This window comes from Amycolatopsis sp. cg5, assembly GCF_041346955.1.
In the GTDB taxonomy this organism is placed as follows: Bacteria; Actinomycetota; Actinomycetes; order Mycobacteriales; family Pseudonocardiaceae; genus Amycolatopsis.
Genome location: NZ_CP166849.1, coordinates 4,233,887 through 4,253,354, shown reverse-complemented (window position 1 = coordinate 4,253,354; position 19,468 = coordinate 4,233,887). Strand labels below are relative to the sequence as shown.

Below are 19,468 nucleotides of genomic sequence, written 5' to 3'. Positions count from 1 at the left end.
GCTTTATCCCGGCTTGGAGGTCAGGGCTTGGGTGGGAAGAACTGCTTGATGTCGTCCAGGATCAAGTTGGCGGCCTTGATGCCGGCGCCGACGCCCCAGGCGTCGCCGACCGTGCGGACCTTGCCCGCCTTGACGGCGCCGAGTCCCGCCCAGAGCGGGTTGGCCGCCAGGGCCGCGATCGGGTCGACGGCGGTGGCTTCGACGGACTGCTGGTAGACGAGGATCGAGTCGGCGTCGAGCTTGGCGAAGCCCTCGGCCGGGATCATCGCGACGACGCTGCGGACGTCGCTGTTGGTGCAGGCCGCCTTCTGCGCGGGCGGCTGGCGCAGGCCCGCGCCCTTGAGGACGTCACCGAACCACGAGCAATCCCATTGGTAGGTAACGGTTTGCCCGCGGTAACCGTCGACCCTGGTCACCGTCGGGCCCTCGCCGGTCGGTGCGACGGCGGCTTTGACCTCGGCCTGCTTGCGGTCCAGCGCGGCCAGCTGCTCGTCGATCTTCGCGCGGGCGCCGACGACGTCGCCGATCTTCTGGACGACGGGCCGCCAGTTGCCGTCGTAGATGGCGTAAGGCAGCGCGACCGTCGGCGCGAGCGGCTTGAGCTTGTCCTGCAGCGGTTCGATCTCGGTCTTCCAGCCGATGATCAGGTCGGGCTTCAGCGCTGCGATCTTCTCGACGTCGACCGCGCCGGACACGCCGACCTGGGTGCCCGCCTTCGCGGCGTCCAGATAGGACGGATACGCCTTGTTCGCGAACGTGCCCATCGCGCCGGCCACCGGGACGCCGAGGTCGAGCAGGGTCGGCAAGGTGGTGCTCGGGTCGAGCACCACGACCCGTTGCGGGGACGCGGGAACGCACGCGCTGCCCAGCTCGTGCTGGACGTCGCGGCACTGGGCCGCGGCCGGTTTGTCGCCGGAAGAGCACGCGCTCAAGGTGAACAGGGCGAGCAGCGCGGCGACGGCGGGGCTAATCGTCTTCATCGGTGGTTCCGTTCTCCATGGCCTCGCGACTGGCTTGTTCCTCGGTCTTGCCGAGGCGCCAGTAGCCGGTGAAAGTGATGGTGTTCTTCGGGAACGCTCTGTCGCCGACGAGGTGCCTGCGCACGTCGCGGACCATGCTCGCCTCGCCGGAAACCCAGGCGTAGCACCGTCCTTCCGGCAAATCCGTAGCGGCTCGCACGGCCGCGAGCAGGTCGCCGCCGGGCAGCCAGGTCGTGTCCACCTCGGCCTCGGTGTCCCACTTGAGCTCCTCGCCGGCGCCGCGCACGGAGGCGAAGACGCGGGCTCGCGTGCCGGCGGGCAGTGACTCGATGATCGCGCCGAGCGCGGGCACCGCGGTCTCGTCGCCGATCAGCAGCTGCCATTCGGTGTCCGCGGGCGGCCCGTACAGCGCGTTCGCGCCGAGCAGGGTGACCTTGTCGCCCGGCTTGACCTCCCGCAGCCACCGCTGGGCCGCGCCGTGCTCGTGCACGATGAAGTCGACGTCGATCTCGCCGTCGGCGGGGTGGTGCCTGCGGACGGTGAACGTGCGCATCGGCGGGCGGACCTCGTCCGGCATCGCGAGATAGCTGAGGTACCAGGCGCGGACGTCGCCGTCGGCGATCGGCTCCGGTAGGCGCGGCTCGGTCTGGCCTGTCAACGGCAGGAAGAGCTTGAAGTACTGGTCCGGTCCGACGTTCGGGAAGTTCTCGAGCCCGCCGAAGGTCACCCGGCGGGTGCGTGGCGTCGGCTCGGTGATCCGGCGGATTTCCGCGGGCCAGTAGTGGAGGTCAGCCATGATTTCCTTTCGCGCGTACCAACAAATAGATCAGGAAGGGCGCGCCGAGCGCGGCCGTGACCAGCCCCACCGGCAGCACCGCGGTGTCCGACAGGAGCCTCGAAACGGTGTCCGCGCCGACCGTGACCGCCGCGCCCAGCACATAGGTCGCCGCCAGCGGCGGCCGCGCGCCGCGCGCGAGCCGGTGCGCGATCTGGGGCACGACCAGCGCGACGAACGGGATCGGCCCGGCCGCCGAGGTCGCGACCGCCGCGAGCGCGACCGCGATCAGCAGCAGCCCGCCCCGCGCGGTGCTCAGCCGCAGGCCGAGTCCTTTCGCGACATCGTCGTCGAAACGCAGCACGCCCAAGGTGCTGGTGCCCGCCAGCGCGGCGGGCACCAGCACCGCCGACGCGATCGCGACGGGGACGACGTTCTCCCAGCCACGGGCGTTGAGGCTGCCGGTGAGCCAGATGACCGCCCGGCTCGCCTCGCCGATGTTGGCGATGGTGAGCAGCCACGTCGCGACCGCGACCAGCGCGGCGTTGACGCCGATGCCCACCAGCACCAGCCGCAACCCGAGGCCGTGGCCTCTGCGATCCCACGACAGCAGGTAGACGACCAGCGCGGTCAGCAGGCCGCCCGCCAGCGCGGCGCCCGGCACGGCGGCGCCGGCGCCGAACGTCACCGCGAACACCGCGCCGACGCTCGCGCCCGCGGTCACCCCGGCGACATCGGGGCTGGCCAACGGGTTCCGGAAGATCGACTGCGTGATGGCGCCCGCGACGGCCAGCGCCCCGCCGACGAGCGCGCCGGTCAGCGTCCTCGGCATGCGCAGGTCGAGCACGACCAGCTCGTCGGCCGGATCACCGGCGCCGACGAGCACACCGAGCACGTCGGTGAGACCGAGGTGGAAGCTGCCGAAGCCCAGGTTCACCGCGGCCAGCAGCACGAGTGCGATCAGGCCGAGCCCGGTGACCGCGACCGGCCGCGCCCGGATCGTCCCCGCGGTCACAGCGCCCCCACCCGCCTGCGCCGCACCAGCAGCACGAAGAACGGCGCGCCGAGCACCGCGACCACGATGCCGACCTGCAGCTCCTGCGGGCGGGCGAGTACCCGGCCGAGCACGTCGGCCACCAGCAGCAAGATCGCGCCCGCGAGCGCCGAAAACGGCAGCAGCCAACGATAATCCGGCCCGGTGAAGGCCCGCACCGCGTGCGGCACCACCAGTCCGACGAACGCGATCGGCCCGCACGCGGCGGTCGCCGCGCCGACCAGCAAGGTGATCGCGACCAGTCCGAGCACCCTGGTCCGCGGGATGTGCTGCCCCAGCGACCTCGCCATGTCCTCGCCGAGCGCGAGCGCGTTCAGCCCGCGCGCGCCGGCGAGCGCGAGCACCGCGCCGAGCACGACGAACCAGACGACCTCGCCGACGACGGCCGCGTCACGCCCTTCCAGCGCGCCGACCGACCAGAAGCGGAACGCGTTCAGCGTCTGCTCGTCGTTGATCACCAGTGCCGACGTCAGCGCGTTGAGCAACGCGGTCACGGCGGCGCCGGCGAGGACCAGCCGCACGGGCGTCACGCCACCGCCGCGCGCGGACCCGATCGCGAAGACCCCGGCGCTCGCCACGATCGCGCCCGCGAACGCGAACCAGATGTAGCCGTAGAGCGTGCTGATCCCGAACACGTAAATGCCGACCACCACGAAGAAAGCGGCACCCGCGCTGACGCCGAGCACGCCCGGATCGGCCAGCGGGTTGCGGGTGTGCGCCTGCGTCAGCGCGCCCGCGAGTCCCAGCGCGACACCGGCGAGCACCCCGAGTTCAGTCCGTGGGACACGCAACGAGCGCACGACGATGTGCGACTCGATCGTCTGCGGACGCAGCAGCGCGTCCACGACGGTGCCCAGCGGAATGGGCTGTGACCCCAGTGCGAGCGACGCGAAACAACACCCCACCAGCACGACGGCCAGTGCCGAGATCCCCGCCAGCATGCGTGACCGCGTGCCGCGCATCGCCCTCCCCCGTCGCTTCGCCCCCACGATTTCATGCAAGGATAGGCTAACCTAATTTAGCCCTTCCCTTGGGGAGTTGATCTCACTAAGTTAGGTGACCATAACCTAACTTGCAGGGGTGGGGGAATTGGGAAAGACGGTGCATGCCCGGTTCGAAACCGTGGCACGCCAGGCATTCCGCCGGACAGCCGTGGTGCACGGGACCGAGCGGCTCACCTACGGGGAGCTGGACCGCCGGGCCAACCGGCTCGCGCATCACCTGATCGGCCTAGGCGCCAGGCCGGGCACGATCGTCGGGCTGACGCTCGGCCGCGGCGCGGAGCTCATCGTCGCGATGCTCGCGGTGCTCAAGGCCGGGGCCGCGTATCTGCCGATCGACCCGGCGTATCCCGCCGAGCGGATCGCCTCGACGCTCGCGGACGCGAAACCGATCACGGTGCTCACCGACGGCGCGGAACACGATCTGCCGCCGGGCCTGCCCGAAACCGCGCCCGCCGGCCGCGGCGTCGAGCCGCTCGACTGCGCGTACGTGATCTACACGTCCGGCTCGACCGGCCGTCCCAAGGGCGTCCAGGTGACGCACCGCAACCTTCTCGCGCTGCTCGACGCGGCCCGCGAGGTCTTCGACTTCTCCCCCGACGACGTGTGGACGATGTTCCACTCGGCCGCGTTCGACTTCTCCGTCTGGGAGATCTGGGGTCCGCTGCTGACCGGCGGCAGCACGGTCGTCGTCGGCAAGGAGACCGCGTGGTCGCCGCCGGACTTCGCGCGGTTGCTGCGGGACGAAAAGGTGACCGTGCTCAGCCAGACGCCGTCGGCGTTCTATCAACTGATGCCGGTCGCTGGCCCGCAGCCGTCGCTGCGCACCGTCGTGTTCGGCGGTGAGGCGCTCGACGTCGGCAGGCTCGCCCCCTGGCACCAGCGGCACGGGAAACCCTTGCTGGTCAACATGTACGGCATCACCGAGACCACCGTGCACGTCACCTGGCTGCCACTGCGGCCGGACACCCCGGCGGGCAGCCCGATCGGCGCGCCGCTGCCAGGGTTCACCGCCCATCTGCTCGACGACCGGCTCGCGCCGGTCCCCGACGGCTCGATCGGTGAGCTGTACGTCGGCGGCGACCAGGTCGCCCGCGGCTACCTGGGTAAACCGGGGCTGACCTCGGGCCGGTTCGTCGCGAACCCGTTCGGCGACGGCAGGCTGTACCGCACCGGCGACCTCGCCAGGCGTGAGGCGGACGGCCTGCGTTTCGAAGGTCGCGCCGATTCCCAGGTCAAGATCCGCGGCTTCCGCATCGAACTCGGCGAGGTCGAGTCGGCGCTCATCGCCTGCCGCGGCGTCAGCGGCGCGGCGGTCAGCGTCCGCGACGACACCCTGGTGGCCTATCTCGTCGGCGACGAGATCCGGATACCGGACGTCCGTGCCAGGCTCGCCGAGACGCTGCCCGCGCACATGGTGCCGGCGCACTACGTCGTGCTCGACCGGCTTCCCTTGACCCCCAACAAGAAACTCGACCGGGCGGCGCTGCCGTCCCCGATCTCGGACAAGACCGCCGCGCGCCGCGAACTGCTCCGGCGCAAGCTGGCGGTCATCGCGGAAGGCGCCTCGTGATGGACATCGAACTCGTACGCGGCCGGGTGGCCGAGCTGGCAGGCGAAGCCCCGGAGTCGATCGGCCTCGACGACAACCTGTTCGAACTCGGGCTCGACTCCATCCAGCTCATGCGGCTGGCAGGAGAAATTCGCCGCACGGGCGTCAAAATCGGGTTCGCCGAACTCGCCGCCAACCCGACGCTGCGGGCTTGGGGCGCGCTGACCGGCAGCCCGGTCGAGGAGCTGCCCGAACCCGAGTACACCGGCGACGTCTTCCCGCTCGGCCTGATGCAGCACGCCTATTGGGTCGGCCGCGACAGCGGTCAGCCTTTGGGCGGGGTGGCCGCTCATCTCTACGTCGAGTTCGACGGCGAGGCGCTCGACCCGGAACGGCTGCGTGCCGCGCTGCGCAAGCTGGTCGCCAGGCACGACATGCTGCGCGTCCGGCTCACCGACAACGGCGAGCAGCTGGTCGCCGCCGAGGCCGAGCCCGCGCTGACCGTCCACAGTGAATCCACAGTGGACGATCTGGCGGCGACCAGGAGTCGCCTTTCCCATCAGCTCATGGACATCGAGGCTGGTCAGGTGTTCACCGCCGAGCTGAGCCGGTTGCCCGGCGGCGGTTCGCGGCTGCACTTCGACATCGACATGGTCGCCGCAGACGCCGTCAGCTACCGCCTGCTCCTGTCCGAGCTGGCCGGGTTCTATGCCGATCCGTCACTCGAACTGCCGCCGATCGGCTACAGCTATCGCCGCTACCGCCTGTCGCGCCCGCAGCCCGCGCCCGCCGACGTGGCCTGGTGGCAGGAACGCTTGCCGCGACTGCCACTCGGCCCGGCGCTGCCTGCCGCGGACGGGGCGACGCCAGCGGTGAAGCGCAGGCATTTCACGATCACCCCGGCCGAATACGACGCGCTCAGGTCGGCCGCGCGACGCCGCGGCCTCACCCCCGCCGCGGTGCTGGCGGCCGCGTTCGCCGAGGTCATCGGCCGCTGGAGCGCGTCGCAGCACTTCCTGCTCAACGTCCCGCTGTTCGACCGCGACCCGGTGCACCCGGACATCACCGCCGTCGCGGGCGACTTCAGCAACTCGATACTCGTCGAGATCGACCTGCGTGAGCCCCGGACGTTCGCCGACCTCGCCGCCGCGGTCCAGTCGCGGATGCACGCCGACGCCGCGCACGCGTCCTACCCCGGCTTGCAGGTGCTGCGTGACCTCGGCAGGCGCGAGCGCAGGCAGGTGCTCGCGCCGGTCGTGTTCACCAGCGCGCTCAACCTCGGCGACCTGTTCGACGACACCGTCCGGCGGACGTTCGGCAGTCCGGTGTGGATCATCTCGCAGGGCCCGCAGGTGCTGCTCGACGCGCAGGTCACCGAGCTCGACGGCGGCGTGCTCGTGAACTGGGACTCCCGCGAGGAGCGCTTCCCCGACGGCGTGCTCGACGAGATGTTCGCCGCGTTCGAGCGGCTCGCCGTCGCACCCGACTGGGACAAGCTCACCGAGCGGCGAGCCCATACGGTCGACCAGGCGCGAGCACCCGAGCGGCAGGCGATCGCGCCTCGCACCGATCTGGAGAAGGTGCTCGCGCTGGTGTTCGCGGAAGTGCTGAACACCGGCGAGGTCAGCGTGACCGACGACCTGTTCGCGCTCGGCGGCGACTCGGTGATGGCGTCCACGATCGTCGCCAGGATCCGCGACGGCCTCGACACCACCGCGGTGACCGTCCGCACCCTGTTCAGCGCGCCGACCGTCGCCGAACTCGCCGGGCACATGCTCGCCGCGGAGGCGCGGCCTGGCCAGCTCGCGGCCGCGGCCGAGGTGTTCCTGGAAATCGACGGCTTGACCGATAGTGAAGTCCTTGCCCAGCTGGAAGCCTGACTTGTCTACTGTGGAGGAATGTACGAGCAGGACGCCAGCTACCCGGGCACCGTGCCGCAGCCACTGGATCACGACACGCGCTGGCCTGGGCACCCGCCCGAGTGGTTCCTGCGGGTGCAGGTCGGCCACCAGCAGGAACTCGACCTCAAGGTCACCCCGCACGTGCTCGTCACCGGCGCGGGGAAGTCCTCGCTGCTGCGGACGATCGTCGCCGGGCTGGCGCACCGGTTCTCGCCCTACACCGTGCAGTTCGCGATCGCCGACGACTTCCTCTCCGGCACCGTGCCGCATCTGGCGACCAACGCCAGTGACCGGCGCGCGCTGCTAGCCCGTGCGCTCGACGACGAGATCTGGCGGCGGCGTCACCTGACCGACTTCAGCCGGGAACCGGCGCTGGTGCTCGTGTTCGACGACGCCGACAGGCTCATCGCCGAGCACCCCGAACTGCTCGGCGTGCTGGCGACGATCGGCCGCGAGCCGCTCGGGATCTACCTGGTGCTCAGCGCCGCCGATCCGACCGGGCTGAGCGGCCTGCCGTTGACCAGGCTGAACGTCGCCAACCCGCTGCTCACCTCGCGCGAGGAGTTCACCGGGTTCGGGCAGACGTTCTTCTACTACATCCACCCGGTCCGGCCGCTGTTCCGGCCGGAATTGCTGACCTACGCACGAATGCTCGCCGCTGACCCTGGCGCGAAGCTCCCCCTCGGCGTGCTCGCCGGCGGATCGCTCACCACGATGACGCTCGACCTCGCCGTCGACCCGCACGTGCAGGTGCTTGGCGGACCGGGCCGCGGCAAGACGTCGACACTGTGGACGATCATCCGAAGCGTCAGAAACCATTACGCGCCAGGAGAAGCGCTGGTCATCGACGGTTCCGGCCCCGTAGGTACGCTGCGGGCCGAGCTGCTCAGGCGGCTGGGCTCACGCGATCTGTGGCAGGGACCGAAGCTGTTCGTCGTGGTCGACGACCGCGACCGGTACGAGGTGGATCCGCTGACGCCGATCGCCGACCTGCTCCACCACGGCGCCGCGATCGGGCTGCACATCCTCGAATCGGCACGCACGGCCGAGTCCCGGCTGGACGGCGTACTCCAGCTCCGCCTGAGCGGGCATCCCGACCCGTGGCTTTCTGCCACCCCCGGTTACGGCCCATGGCATCCACCGGAGCCCGCACCGCTCGGCCGCGCCCGGTTCGACGGCACCCGTCGCGAGGGCACGGTTCAGGTCGCGTTCGACGCCGGACGCCCCGCATTCGACGCGCTCCCGGCTCCCGCCGAGGCTGCTCCGCGGCAACCGCTCACCGCCAGGATCGGCTTCGCGAACGACGAGCCCGTCTACCTCGACGCCGGGCGCCACGCCTGGATCGGCGGCTACGCGGCCTGCGGCAAGAGCACGCTGCTGCGCACGATCGCGGTGAGCCTGGCCGCCCAGTACTCCCCCGCGACGGTGCAATTCCTGGTCATGGAGTCCAACGCGACCGTTCTCGCCGACCTCGCGACGCTGCCGAACACCGCCGCATACCTCCCGACCCCCGACACGGCCGCCATCCGCCGGTTCACCGCGCTGCTCGACGACGAACTCAGGCGCCGCCTCGCCGCCGACGAAGCCGGCATGCTCACGGCCCTGCCCCACCTGGTCGTGTTCGCGGACCAAGCCGTCGCGGACATCATCGTCGTGCCCGCGCTGGCCGACAGTCTCCGGCGACTGGCCACACTCGGTGAGCGGCTCAAGATGTCGCTGCTGATCACGTCGAGGCGCGTGCCACTCGCCGACGACCGTGACGCCTTCACCGACCTCCACCGCCGCATCCCGGTCCGGGTCAGCCTGAGCGGATTCCCCGACCCGTCCGGCGACGCGCGGACGCTGGGCAGGCCCGTCCGCCGCACCATCACCAACCAGGGCGCGCACTTCTTCTACGCCTACCTCCACGACGGCACCGAGTTCCAGGTGGCCCGACCGTCCACAGAGGACGTCCGCGAAGTCCGCTTCCGCCTGCGTGGCCCCGCCGTCCGCGCCCAGCCGCTCACCCCGCCGGTGGGCGTCTTCACCTACGACGAGCTGACCTGTCTCGACCTCGAGGCCGAGCGGCTGCCACTAGCCCTCGAAGCACAAGCCGAGCGAGTCGTCGGCCTCCCGCTCAAACCCGGCCAGCACCTGGTCATACTCGGCGCACCCGGCACCGGCCGGTCGACCGTGCTCCGCACCATCCTGCGCGGCATCGCCCGCCGCTTCCCGATCGCCGACGCCTTGGTGCTGCTGCTCCACGACGACGCCATCACCGGCGTCCTCCCGCCGGACCAGGTGCTCGCCACCTCGAGCGGCTTCGAACCCGATCCCCAGATCATCTCCGACGTACTCGGCGCGCTCCGCAAACGCATGGACAACCCCGGCTGGACAGGCCCCCGGCTCTTCGTCGTGATCGACAACCACGACCTCTTCCAGCCCAGGCACGACCCACTCGCCGCACTGGCCGAGATGCTCCCGCACGCGGCGGACATCGGCCTGTCCGTCATCGTCGCGGCCACCAAGAGCGCCACGCCCGAGATCGGTGTGCTCGGCCAGCCGCAGCTGGTTCTCGACCACACCCCGCTGCCGGGCAGCGCCGCCGACGACCTCCCCGCGCTGCCTCTCGTCGGCCAAGGCGAACTGGTGCCATGGGCGATCCGGGTCCGGCTCCCCTGGTCCGGCCAAGCCTGAGTCGTGAGTGTTTTCGCCGGTTAGAACCGGCCGTACCACTCACGACCTCTGCATGCGCGTGCCGGGATCCGTGCAAGCCGCACGATGCCGGCCGGCCACTCGCGTATCTTGGCCAGCAGACATCCACCGACCAGATTGAGACTCACCACGTGCGATCGGGCTATTTGAAGCAGCTTCAGTGGGTGGGTTTCGCGGGTGCGGTGCTGCTCACCGCGGCCGCGCTGGCCGGCAAGTTCCTCACGCTGCCGGATGGCACCGCCGCCGCGGTGCTGGCCGCCGGGGTGGCCGGGGTCGGGCTGGTCGTGCTGGCCTGGGCGTTCGCGGGCCGGGTACTGCTCAAGGAACCGGACGCGCGCTGGCCGCGCCGGACGCTCATGCTCTGGGGCGCGCCGCTGCTGGCCGCGCCGCCGCTGTTCAGCTCGGACGTCTACAGCTACCTCGCGCAGGGTGAGATCGCCGCGCGGGGTCTCGACGTGTACTCGGTCGGTCCGCGTGCGGGGCTCGGCGCGGCGTCGGCGATCACGCGGCGGGTCAGTGAGTACTGGCAGGACGCGCCGTCGCCGTACGGGCCGGTGTTCAGTGCTGTCGAACGCTGGATCGCCAGTGTCGCAGGCGAGAACGCGGTGGTGGGTGTGCTCGGGTACCGGCTGGCGGCGGTCGCCGGGCTCGCGATGGCCGTCTGGGCGGTGCCGAGGCTGGCGCGGATCGCGGGGGTGCACGAGGGCGTCGCGTTGTGGCTCGGTGTGCTGAATCCGTTGGTGCTGTGGCATTTCATCGGCGGCGCGCACAATGACGCGCTGATGGTGGGGCTGATGCTCGCGGGCACCGCGTGCGCGCTCACCGCGATCGGCGAGCGGGTCGACGCGGTGCGGCTGGGCGCCGGGGTGCTGCTGATCTGCCTGGGCGCGCTGGTGAAGTTCCCCGCGATCGTCGCGCTCGCGGTGGTCGGCGTCGTGCTCGTCCGGCGCCGGGGCGCGAGCTACCCGAGGCTGGCCGGGATGGGCGCCGCGGCGGTGGGCTTGTCCGTGGTGGTCGCGGTCGTCGTTTCGGGGCTCGGGAACCTCGGGTTCGGGTGGCTGCGGACCATGACGACCTCCGGCACGGTCAACTCGTGGATGGCGCCGACCAACTGGTTCGGGTTCGCCACCGGATGGCTCGGGCCCGGCACGCAGACCATGATCGGCATCGGCAAGATCATCGGCTACCTGCTCATCGCCGTGCTCACCGTCGTGCTGGTGCAGCGGCAGCTCAAGGGCCAGATCGGCCCGGTGACCGCGTTCGGCGCGCTGCTGGCGGCGGTCGTCGTGTTCGGCCCGGTGATCCAGCCGTGGTACCTGCTGTGGGCACTGCTCCCGCTGGCGTGCGCGGTGGACGTCCACAAGGGACGCGTCGCGCTCGCGGGCCTGAGCGTGGTGTTCGCCGTCGTCATCCCGCCGCTCGCGGGCAACTTCAGCGGCAAGGTCATGCAGCTGATCATCGGGTACGTCGGTGGCCTGGCCGTGGTCGCGATAATCGCGTTGATCATCCGCAAGACTGAGCTAGCGTCCCGGGAATGGACAACTTCACCTGGCGCCCGCTGACCGTCGGGGACGCTCAGGCCGCCATGTTGCTCGAAGCCGGGATCGCCGCGGCGAAAGTGGTCCACGCGCTGCACCACCCGGAGCGCGAACTCGTGATCGACGTCCACAAGGCCGAGCACATCGCGGGTGTGCCGGAACTCGTCCGCGCCCAAGGCTTCGCGCCGGCGCGGTACTTCCAGCGCATGGAACATCCGCTCGGTGACGCGCCCGGTCCTGTGCCGGACCGGCTCGAACCATGGTCGCCGGACAACGACGAGGACTTCCGCCTGGTGCGGAACGAGGCGTATCAGGACTGCTGGGGCGCGGTGCCGATGCCCACCGACCACTGGCGCAACAAGATCACCAACCAGACGTTCCAGCCGGACGTCAGCTTCCTCGCGCGTGACACCGACGGCACCGCGATCGGCGTGCTCGTGACCATGTCATGGGAGGCCGACACGGCCGCCACCGGTATCCGCGACGCGCACTTCACGGTCATCGGCACGCGCCGCGAACACCGGAACCGCGGCGTCGCAAGCACGCTCATCGGCCACGCGCTGGCGACGGCCGCCGCGCGGGGCTACGACCGCGCCAGCCTGAACGCGGACTCGGCCAGCGCCTCCGGCGGCTTCCGGCTCTTCGAGAAGGCGGGCTTCACGCCGAAGCAGCGGTACGTGCGCTGGGAGCTCGCGTCGTGAGTTCCGCCAGGTGGCGCAGCGAATTGGTCAGGTGCTCCGGCGGGAACGGCGGGAACTGGATGCCGCGATCGCGGATGAACCGCGGCACGCCGGACCAGTCGTAGGTGAGCAGGACTTCGGTCCCGGCGTCCACCGCGGTCAGGTCGTACCGCCAGAGCCAGCCGCCGAACTCCAGCTCACCGTCGGCTTTACGGGTGCCGACCTGCCAGCCGATGCGGTGCGGCTCGTCGATCAGCTCGACCTTGTTGATGACCTGATAGTCGCTGTCGGGGTGGCGGCCGTGGTACATGTCCATGCGGAACAGCTGGCCCACCTCGGTCAGCGGCGCCCGGTCGACGGCCTCGCGCACCCAGCCGGTGCCGTCGATCGCGGGATGGGTGGCCGGATCGGCCAGCACGGCGAACACCTGCTCCGGTGTGGCCGCGATGGTCAGGGTCTCGGTCAGATTCTCCACGATGTGCTCCTTGTCAGTGGATGGTCTCTTGCCCTCCCTACGAACGGGACCGGCCGAGACGGACACCTCGCGCCAAGCCTTTTGATGTTTATTTCGGTGCGCAACGGCAATCACCCCAGTATGGAGTCGACGACGCCCCTGCTCACCGTGCTGGTCTGGCACGTGCACGGCTCTTGGACGACGTCGTTCGTCCAGGGTCGCCATCGCTACCTCCTGCCGGTGCTCGCCGGTGACAGCCACTGGGGCCGGGGGCGCGGCGAAAGAGCTTGGCCGGATTCCGCGGTCGACGTGCCCGTGTCCGAACTCGCGAACACCCCCGTCGACGTCGTCGTGCTCCAGCGTCTGGAGGAGCTTGAGCTCGCTCAGCGCTGGCTCCGCCGCAGTCCTGGCAAGGATGTGCCCGCCGTGTACGTCGAGCACAACGCCCCGCGCGGACCGGCCGCCACCACCCGGCATCCGCTCGCCGGGCGCGAGGACATCCCGGTCGCGCACGTCACCCACTTCAACGAGCTGATGTGGGACAACGGCATCGCGCCGACCGTGGTCGTCCCGCACGGCCTTCCCGACCCCGGCCACCAGTACACCGGTGAGCTGCCGTCGGCGGTCACGATGATCAACGAGCCGCTGCGGCGCTGGCGGGTCACCGGCACCGATCTGCTGCCCGCGTTCGCCGAGGCGGCGCCCATCGACGTGTTCGGCACGCGGACCGAAACGCTCTCCGACCTGCCGGGCGCCGGCGGCCGGGTGCGCGGGCGCGGCGATCTCAAGACAGCGGATCTGCACCGGGAAGCGGCCCGGCGGCGCGTCTACCTGCACACCGCGCGCTGGACTTCGCTCGGGTTTTCCTTGCTGGAAGCCATGCATCTGGGCTTGCCGATCGTCGCACTGGGCACCACTGAGTCGACGCTGGCTGTCCCACCGGACGCCGGGGTGCTCTCCACGGACGTCACCGTGCTCGCGAACGCGCTGCGGGAGCTGGTGCACGAACCGGATTTCGCCGCGCTGACCGGGAAATCGGCGCGGGAGTTCGCACTGCGCCACTTCGGCCTGTCGCGCTTCCTCGACGACTGGGACCGCCTGCTCGCCGAGGTCACCCGATGAAGATCCGCTGGCCGAAAACGATTCGACGGGGTCAGCCGGGGCTGCCAGAGTGATCGACCATGACCAACTCCGAGCTGTTGACCGCCGCCGACGTCGAGCTCATGCAGGAGCTGGCCCAGCGGATCACGGCCATCCGCCCCGAGCTGGTGAACAGCGACGCCGCGTACGGCGAGCTGGCCTGGAATTGGGGCAAAGGCCACGCCGCCCAGGGCGCGAGCTGGCGTAAGCGGCTGTGGTTCGACGGCGAAAGCCTGGTGGCCTGGGGCTGGGCCCAGCTGCCGCGCCGGGTCACCCGTAACGACGGCTCCGTCAAGGACGTCACCGGCGCCTATCTCGCCTACCAGGTCCACCCCGATCACGCCGAGCTGGTCGACGAGGTGATCGACTGGTACGAAACCACGGCCGGGAACCTCGAGCGCACCGTGCTTCCCGGCGTCGCCGACGAGTTCGGGCTCGAGCGGTGGGCCGCGCGCGGTTACGAGACCGACCCGGACGCGCTCGGGGACACCGGGTCGTGGACCCAGCTCAACGAGCGGGATCTGGTCGACGTGGAAGAGCCGGTTCTGCCCGGCGGGTACCACTTCCGCACTGCCGACGAGGCCGGGCCCGCGGCGGCGGTTCAGGCCCATGTGGACGCTTGGGCGCCGTCGGTGTACTCGGCCGAGAGCTACGAGGGGGTCCGGCGGACGGCCGCGTATCGCGGTGACCTGCACGTGCTCGTCGAAGCGCCGGACGGGACCATGGCGTGCTCGGCGATCATGTGGCTCGACGAGGTGAACAAGACCGCCGAGTTCGAGCCGGTCGGGACGCACCCGGGGTACCGGCGGCTGGGGCTGGCGCGGGCGATGCTGCTGCACGGGATGCGGCTGGCGCGTGACGCGGGCGCCACGCACATGACGGTCGCCTGCCTGGGCGCGCCGGGGCATCCGAGCGCGCGCGGGCTGTACCACGGCGTCGGGTTCCGGGAGCTGTCGCGCGACGCTCCGCTCATCAAATTCCCGTCTGCTGGATAGGGTTGACCGTTCACCAGGGCCGGGCTCACCATGGTGACGTGCCAGCCGTCAGGGAACTCTTCCGCCGCCGCACCGGTGTCGCGGCTCTGCTCCTGCGCCGCGGACGGCTCGGCTCCCCGCCCGCGTGACCCGCGTCCGCCCGGCGGCCACCCCGATCCCGGTGGCCACTTTCGCGACCACTCGGGAGCCGATCATGTCCGTGGAACTTCCCGCCCGCCTCCGGTCCGCGTCCGTGCCGTCCGACGGCATCCTCGAAGGCACGCGGGTGCTGCGTCGCCTGCCGGACGGCGCCGAGCAGCGGCCGTACGAGCTGTTCGGGCTGCGTCCGCTCGGCCGGGTGATCGGCGCCGAGATCCACGGCGTCGACCTCGCCGAACCGCTCACGCCCGCGCTGCGCGAGGAGCTCAATCGCGCGCTGCTCGAGTGGAAAGTGCTGTTCTTCCGTGACCAGGACATCACTTCCGCGCAGCAACGCGCGTTCGCCGCGCGCTGGGGTGAGCTGGAGACGAACCCGTTCATCCCGCAGGGCGACACCGAGCACGTCACCCGGTTCGCGCGCTCGGCGAGCATGCCCGCGTTCGAGAACATCTGGCACGTCGATGTCACGTTCCGCGAGAACCCCGCGCTCGGCTCGGTACTGCGGCTGCTCGAAGTCCCGCCACTCGGCGGCGACACGCTGTGGGCCGACATGGCCGCCGCCTACGACAACCTGCCCGACGACGTGCGTGCGCGCATCGACGGGCTGACCGCCGTGCACGACTTCATCCCCGGCTTCGCGCGGTTCTCCGACCCGGATTTCCTTGCGCGCCACCAGGAAGCGTTCCCGCCGGTCGAACATCCCGTCGTCCGTGTCCATCCGGAGACGGGCCGGCGCACGCTCTTCGTCAACCAGGCTTTCACGACCCACATCGTCGGCCTCGAACCCGGCGAGAGCGACCGGCTGCTGCGGCTTCTGTTCACCCGCGCGCACATCCCGGAACTCCAGGTGCGCTTCACCTGGCGGCCCGGCTCGGTCGCCTTCTGGGACAACCGGGCCACCCAGCACTACGCCGTCAACGACTACCACCCGCACGTCCGGGTGGCCGAGCGCGTCGCCATCGCGGGTGATCGGCCGTTCGGACCTCAGGCGTAGGCGCGGATCGCCTCCGCGCGGTCGCGCACGTCGAGCTTCACGAGTATCGCCGAGACGTGGTTGCGGACGGTCTTCGGCGAGAGCCCGAGGCGGCGCGCGATCGTGGTGTCCGGCAGGCCGGTGGTCAGCAGGTCGAACACCTCGCGCTGGCGCGCGGTGAGGTAGTGGGCCATCAGGCTTTCGCGGTCGGTGAGCAGCGCGAGCACGCGGTCGGCGATCGCCGTGTCGAACACGGCCGCGCCCGCCGCCACCCCGCGTATCGCGCGGACGATCTGCTCCCCCGACGCGCTCTTGAGCAGATGGCCGCGCACGCCGGAGCGGATCGCGGCCACAATGGACAGATCACCCGCGAACTCGGTGAACGCCAGCGTCGCCGTGTCCGGCGCGGTGAAGACACCCAGCCTGAGGTCGATCACCAGCACGTCGGGGCGGTGCCGCAGCACCTCGCGGGTCACCTCGGCGCCCGTCGCCGCCTCGCCGACGAGTTCGAGGCCGTCGGCGGCCGCCAGCAGCGTCCGCAGGCGGGCTCGCACGGCGGGTGAACCATCGGCGACCACGACCGAACGACTGAGCACGTTCCCTCCACATTCCCCGGGAACCTGACTCTGCGCCGACGGCGATGTGGAAAGTTTGCGCGTGCGTTGTGCCGATCATGGCACCTGGCAGTATTCGCATGTGGAGTTCGGGGTACTCGGTGAGATCGAGGTCCGCGCCGGCGGGCGCCCGGTCGATCTCGGCCCTGCCCGCCGCCGGTGCGTGCTGGCCGCGCTGCTGGTCGACGTCAATCAGGCCGTGCGCACCGATCAGCTGGTCGACCGGGTCTGGGGCGACCGGCCGCCGGCGCAGGCCCGCACCACGTTGTCGAGTTACCTCACGCGGCTGCGGCAGGTGCTGGGCGACACTCCGCTCACCCGGCGATCCGGCGGCTACGTGCTGACCGCCGATCCCGCGTCCGTCGACCTGCACCACTTCCGGGATCTCGTCGCGCGCGCCCGTGCCACGGCCGACGACGCCAAGGCCGCCGAGCTGCTCGACGAGGCGCTGGGACTCTGGCGAGGCGAGGCGTTCGCGGGCTTGGACACGCCGTGGATCAACGCCGTCCGCGGCAACCTCGACGACGAGCGCCGCGCGGCCGAGCGGGACCGGACCGACGTGCAGCTCCGGCTCGGCAGGCACTCGGCGCTGCTGCCGTCGCTGACCGCGCAGGCCGAGGCGCAGCCGCTCGACGAACGCCTGGCCGGACAGCTGATGCTCGCCCAGTACCGCGGCGGACGGCGCGCCGACGCGCTGGAGACCTACCGCCGCGTCCGCGCGCTGCTCGGCGACGAACTCGGCGTCGACCCCTCGCCGCCGTTGCAAGAGCTGCACCAGCGGATCCTCGCGGCCGATCAGGCGTTGACGCCCGCCGAGACCACGCTCCCGGTCCCGCGCCAGCTGCCCGCCGCGCCGTCCCAGTTCACCGGGCGGGCGCGGGAGCTGCGGCTGCTGGACGACGGGACCGCGCCGATCACGGTGATCGGCGGCACCGGCGGCATGGGCAAGACCTGGCTGGCGCTGCACTGGGCGCACCGCAACCTCGACCGCTTCCCCGACGGCCAGCTGTACGTGAACCTCAGCGGGTTCGCGCCGTCCGGCGAACCGCTCGCGCCGGAGACGGCCGTGCGTGGTTTCCTCGACGCGCTGGGCGTGCCGCCCACGTCCGTTCCGGCGGATTCCGCCGCGCAGGCAGGGCTTTACCGCAGTCTGGTCGCCGGGAAACGGATGCTGATCGTCCTCGACAACGCGCGTGACACCGACCAGGTGACCCCGTTGCTGCCGGGCACCAGCGACTGCACGGTGCTGGTCACCAGCCGCCGCCAGCTCGGCGGACTGGTCACCGCGCACGGCGCCAAGCCACTGCCGTTGAAGGTGCTGAGCGAGCCCGAAGCGCGCGAGCTGCTCGAATTACGCTTGCACACCAACGAATCCGCGGCGCTGGCCGAGCTGCTGCGCCAATGCGCCGGACTCCCGCTGGCGCTCGGCATCATCGCCGCCAGGGCCGCCGCCAACCCGGACTTCCCGCTGTCCGCGCTCGCCGAGGAACTTCGCGACGAAACGGCCAAAATGGCCGCTTTCGACGCGGGCGAAGCGACCGTCAACCTGCGCGCGGTGTTCTCGTGGTCCTCCCAGCACCTCGAAGCGCCCGACGCGCGGATGTTCCGGTTGCTCAGCCTGCACCCCGGCCCGGACTTTTCGGCCGCGGCGGCCGCCAGCCTCGCCGGTGTCCGGCTCGACGAGGCGCGGGCGTCACTGGGAACGTTGACCGGAGCGCATTTGCTGACCCAGCCTGCGCCCGGCCGGTTCGCGCTCCACGACCTGTTGCGCGCCTATTCGGCGAGCCTGCCCGACGACGATCGCGACGACGCGGCCCTGCGCCTGCTCGACCACTACCTCCACACCGCGCAGCTCGCCGATCAGCTGCTGTTCCCGCACCGCGACCGGCTCACCCCGCCAACACCCAGCCCCGGCATGACACTCGAGCGTCTCGCCGACGATCACAAGGCCTGGGACTGGTTCCGCGCCGAACGCCCGGCGCTGCTGACGTTGACCGAGCAGGCGGCGAACACCGGCTTCGGCGGCCACGCCTGGCGCATCCACTGGAACCTGGTGACCTTCCTGCAGCGCAGCGGTCTCTGGCACGACCTCGCGGCCAACGCGCGCACCGCGCTCGCGGCGGCCACCCGGACCGGCGACAGTGAAGGCCAGGCCCAGTGCCACATCAGCATCGCCTACAGCAGCGTCCGGCTGACCGAGTTCGACGACGCGCACGCGCATTTGGGCCACGCGCTGGAGTTGCGTGCCGGTGACCGCATCGCGCAGGCCGACATCCACCTGCAGCTCGACTGGGCCTGCGGCCAGCAGGGCCGCAACGAGGAAGCGCTCACGCACGCGCTGGAGGCGCTCAGGCTTTATCAAGCCGAGCAGCACGAATCCGGTCAGGCGCTCGCGCTCAACGACGTCGGCTGGTACCACGCGAACCTCGGCACCTACACCGAGGCGCTGACCTATTGCGACGAGGCGCTGCGGTTACATCGCAAACTCGGCAACCGGGTCGGCGAAGCGGCCACTTCGGACAGTGTCGGCTACGCGCACCATCACCTCGGCCACCACGAACAGGCCGTTTCGGCGTACCTGCACGCCATTTCCCTGTACCACGAACTGGGCGACCGCTACGGCGTCGCGACGGCGCTCACGCACCTCGCCGACACCCACTCGGCCGCGGGCGAGCCCGCGCTCGCCCGCGACTGCGTCTCGGCGGCGCTCGACATCTTCGAGTCGCTCAGGCATCCCCGCGCCGACGAGACCAGAACCAAATTACGAGGGCTCGACGCCGCCGGGTCCGGGCTCGGTACAGCCGACTGACGGGCAGGCCAGCACGCTCGCGGGCGCCTGGCTCACGACGGCCGACGTCAACGCGATACCGACCGCCGCCAGCGCCACCAGCACGGCTCTGCGCACATTCTCTTTACTCATGGCGTCCACTGAACCGCACAACGACCACAATGGACCCCCGGATGTGACCCGGCACGGCC

At 70.9% G+C, this 19,468-nt stretch carries 16 protein-coding genes; 9 read left to right on the top strand and 7 right to left on the bottom strand.

All coding sequences use genetic code 11. From position 1 onward, the window contains the following. Positions 1-20: 20 nt before the first annotated feature. Genes AB5J62_RS19135 through AB5J62_RS19120 form a run of 4 tightly spaced genes read right to left on the bottom strand, consistent with a single transcriptional unit; the run spans position 21 to position 3,771 of the window. The gene (locus AB5J62_RS19135; RefSeq protein ID WP_370949586.1) at positions 21-980 is read right to left on the bottom strand and encodes an ABC transporter substrate-binding protein; all 960 of its coding nucleotides are present in this window, start codon (positions 978-980) and stop codon (positions 21-23) included. After that, positions 967-1,776, bottom strand: coding sequence for a siderophore-interacting protein (locus AB5J62_RS19130; protein WP_370949585.1), 810 nt, complete (start codon positions 1,774-1,776; stop codon positions 967-969). Before AB5J62_RS19130 ends, AB5J62_RS19135 begins: the two co-directional genes overlap by 14 nt. Next, the gene (locus tag AB5J62_RS19125) at positions 1,769-2,770 is read right to left on the bottom strand and encodes a FecCD family ABC transporter permease (RefSeq protein ID WP_370949584.1); all 1,002 of its coding nucleotides are present in this window, start codon (positions 2,768-2,770) and stop codon (positions 1,769-1,771) included. Before AB5J62_RS19125 ends, AB5J62_RS19130 begins: the two co-directional genes overlap by 8 nt. Next, positions 2,767-3,771, bottom strand: a complete 1,005-nt coding sequence (locus tag AB5J62_RS19120) for a FecCD family ABC transporter permease (RefSeq protein WP_370949583.1) — start codon at positions 3,769-3,771, stop codon at positions 2,767-2,769. Before AB5J62_RS19120 ends, AB5J62_RS19125 begins: the two co-directional genes overlap by 4 nt. Positions 3,772-3,889: 118 nt before the next feature. Here AB5J62_RS19120 and AB5J62_RS19115 point away from each other — a divergent pair, with 118 nt between their 5' ends. The 5 genes from AB5J62_RS19115 to AB5J62_RS19095 are packed head-to-tail and all read left to right on the top strand — an operon-like array spanning position 3,890 to position 12,196. Beyond that, positions 3,890-5,383 (top strand): amino acid adenylation domain-containing protein, encoded by a 1,494-nt coding sequence (locus AB5J62_RS19115; protein ID WP_370949582.1) that lies wholly within the window; start codon positions 3,890-3,892, stop codon positions 5,381-5,383. Next, entirely contained in the window at positions 5,383-7,242 is a 1,860-nt protein-coding gene (locus tag AB5J62_RS19110) for a phosphopantetheine-binding protein (RefSeq protein ID WP_370949581.1), read from the top strand. Before AB5J62_RS19115 ends, AB5J62_RS19110 begins: the two co-directional genes overlap by 1 nt. An 18-nt stretch (positions 7,243-7,260) precedes the next feature. Continuing rightward, positions 7,261-9,939, top strand: a complete 2,679-nt coding sequence (locus tag AB5J62_RS19105) for an FtsK/SpoIIIE domain-containing protein (protein WP_370949580.1) — start codon at positions 7,261-7,263, stop codon at positions 9,937-9,939. Further along, the gene (gene mptB, locus AB5J62_RS19100; protein WP_370949579.1) at positions 9,897-11,519 is read left to right on the top strand and encodes a polyprenol phosphomannose-dependent alpha 1,6 mannosyltransferase MptB; all 1,623 of its coding nucleotides are present in this window, start codon (positions 9,897-9,899) and stop codon (positions 11,517-11,519) included. Before AB5J62_RS19105 ends, mptB begins: the two co-directional genes overlap by 43 nt. Continuing rightward, positions 11,492-12,196, top strand: a complete 705-nt coding sequence (locus AB5J62_RS19095) for a GNAT family N-acetyltransferase (protein ID WP_370949578.1) — start codon at positions 11,492-11,494, stop codon at positions 12,194-12,196. The genes mptB and AB5J62_RS19095 overlap by 28 nt, the downstream gene beginning before the upstream one ends. Here the strand turns inward: AB5J62_RS19095 and AB5J62_RS19090 are convergent. Continuing rightward, the gene (locus AB5J62_RS19090; RefSeq protein WP_370949577.1) at positions 12,153-12,650 is read right to left on the bottom strand and encodes an SRPBCC family protein; all 498 of its coding nucleotides are present in this window, start codon (positions 12,648-12,650) and stop codon (positions 12,153-12,155) included. The two genes, AB5J62_RS19095 and AB5J62_RS19090, sit on opposite strands and share 44 nt — an antisense overlap. A gap of 120 nt (positions 12,651-12,770) precedes the next feature. Between AB5J62_RS19090 and AB5J62_RS19085 the strand changes: the two genes are divergently transcribed. The 3 genes from AB5J62_RS19085 to AB5J62_RS19075 all read left to right on the top strand — a co-directional run bounded on the left by AB5J62_RS19085 (position 12,771) and on the right by AB5J62_RS19075 (position 15,896). After that, positions 12,771-13,751, top strand: coding sequence for a glycosyltransferase (locus AB5J62_RS19085; RefSeq protein ID WP_370950296.1), 981 nt, complete (start codon positions 12,771-12,773; stop codon positions 13,749-13,751). 59 nt (positions 13,752-13,810) lie between these two features. Next, positions 13,811-14,764: a GNAT family N-acetyltransferase gene (locus AB5J62_RS19080; protein ID WP_370949576.1), complete on the top strand. Its 954-nt coding sequence runs from the start codon at positions 13,811-13,813 to the stop codon at positions 14,762-14,764. Between the two features lie 193 nt (positions 14,765-14,957). Then, positions 14,958-15,896, top strand: coding sequence for a TauD/TfdA dioxygenase family protein (locus AB5J62_RS19075; protein ID WP_370949575.1), 939 nt, complete (start codon positions 14,958-14,960; stop codon positions 15,894-15,896). On the opposite strand, the gene AB5J62_RS19070 is transcribed toward AB5J62_RS19075, so the two are convergent. Beyond that, positions 15,887-16,471 (bottom strand): LuxR C-terminal-related transcriptional regulator, encoded by a 585-nt coding sequence (locus tag AB5J62_RS19070; protein WP_370949574.1) that lies wholly within the window; start codon positions 16,469-16,471, stop codon positions 15,887-15,889. The genes AB5J62_RS19075 and AB5J62_RS19070 overlap by 10 nt on opposite strands. A 61-nt stretch (positions 16,472-16,532) precedes the next feature. Between AB5J62_RS19070 and AB5J62_RS19065 the strand changes: the two genes are divergently transcribed. Then, a complete protein-coding gene (locus tag AB5J62_RS19065) occupies positions 16,533-19,298 on the top strand; it encodes a BTAD domain-containing putative transcriptional regulator (RefSeq protein WP_370949573.1) in 2,766 nt (921 codons plus the stop codon). Here the strand turns inward: AB5J62_RS19065 and AB5J62_RS19060 are convergent. Next, the gene (locus AB5J62_RS19060; protein ID WP_370949572.1) at positions 19,251-19,409 is read right to left on the bottom strand and encodes a hypothetical protein; all 159 of its coding nucleotides are present in this window, start codon (positions 19,407-19,409) and stop codon (positions 19,251-19,253) included. The two genes, AB5J62_RS19065 and AB5J62_RS19060, sit on opposite strands and share 48 nt — an antisense overlap. Positions 19,410-19,468 lie beyond the last annotated feature (59 nt).